The 746-nt window shown below is 31.9% G+C and carries 1 protein-coding gene and 1 pseudogene; both read right to left on the reverse strand.

The genetic code is table 11. The features are described 5' to 3' along the window. On the reverse strand, positions 1-479 hold a 479-nt coding region (locus AMO08_RS03865), incomplete at its 3' end, for an ABC transporter ATP-binding protein (protein WP_179850743.1). An 86-nt stretch (positions 480-565) separates the two neighbouring features. Beyond that, positions 566-746 (reverse strand): annotated as a pseudogene (locus AMO08_RS03870) (ABC transporter substrate-binding protein); the annotation flags it as partial.

Here is a 746-nt window from a genome sequence, read left to right on the forward strand (position 1 = left end):
TCCATTAAAATTAAATCAGGATCGTTTATTAAACATCTTGCAAGCGCAACTCTTTGCTGCATACCCCCCGATAATTGATATGTAGGTGTGTTACCAAAACCTTTAAGACCAACTATGTCTAACCATTCATCAACTTTCTTAGTTGTAACTTCAGGATCTTCTTTTTTCATCCTAAGACCAAAGTTTACATTTTCAGCAACTGTTAACCATTCAAATAAAGCACCTTGTTGAAAAACCATTCCTCTTTCAACACCTGGTCCATCAATTTCGTTATTGTTAAGCGTTATTTTTCCTGATGTAGGTCTTAAAAATCCAGCGGTAATATTTAGTAAAGTTGTTTTTCCACAACCTGAAGGACCAAGCACTGTAAGTAATTCACCTTTTTTTAAAGTAAAACTTACATCTTTTAGTGCATGAACAGTTTCTCCTTTGGGAGTTTTAAAAATCATGTTTAGATTTTGAGAAATCAGATCACTCATAATTGTCTTATATTAGAAATTTTAAAAAAAAATAGGCACCAATTTTAGTAATTGGTGCCTATTTTAAAAAATTTAAACCTTTAAAATTATAAAGGTAAGAAACTAGTATCTACGTTTCCACCTGGAGTTCCCATTCCTTCAAGGAACTTGTGTAAATTTCCACTTTCCATAGATGTTTTAGTTTCTTCTGGAGTTAAGAATTTAAATCCACTTAAAGTATCTTTCATATCTGCAACTTTCATTTCAGACGCTTTAGACATTGCATTC

Origin of the sequence: Candidatus Pelagibacter communis (assembly GCF_001180205.1) — a bacterium.
Lineage (GTDB): Bacteria > Pseudomonadota > Alphaproteobacteria > Pelagibacterales > Pelagibacteraceae > Pelagibacter > Pelagibacter ubique_O.